This window comes from Paraburkholderia sp. BR14320 (assembly GCF_040948665.1).
Lineage (GTDB): Bacteria > Pseudomonadota > Gammaproteobacteria > Burkholderiales > Burkholderiaceae > Paraburkholderia > Paraburkholderia youngii.
This window is the reverse complement of the sequence record NZ_JBFPKG010000275.1, coordinates 1-404: the sequence shown is the minus strand read 5'-3', so window position 1 is coordinate 404 and position 404 is coordinate 1. Positions and strand designations below refer to the sequence as shown.

Genomic DNA, 404 nt, shown 5'->3' with positions numbered 1-404 from the left:
GATCACGCCCACCGTCTGGCCACGGCCGATCGCGAGGTCGACGTCGCGCAGAATGACCTTGTGCGGCCAGCCGTGCGCGTCGGTGCCGCCGTAGCCGGCCGTCAGCCCGCGCAGTTCGAGCAGCGGCCCAGCATTGCATTGCGACGCGTCCAGCGCGGCCGCGGTCGATCCAGCGGGAGCGACTAGCGTTACCGCGGCAATCAGGCTCTGCGTATATGGATGGGCCGGCGTATGCAGAATCTGCTCGGTGCGGCCCGTTTCGCGAATCTCACCGTTGCTGAGCACCACGATCCGATCGGCCATCTGCGCGACCACCGCCAGATCGTGCGACACATAGACGGCGGTCATTCCGCATTGCCGGATCACGCCGCGAAACGCTTGCAGCACGTCGATCTGCGTCGTGA

Annotated in this window: 1 pseudogene; it reads right to left on the bottom strand. The window is 66.6% G+C overall.

The window, feature by feature from the left end:
- A pseudogene (locus AB3X89_RS40290) lies at positions 1–404 on the bottom strand (ABC transporter); the annotation flags it as partial.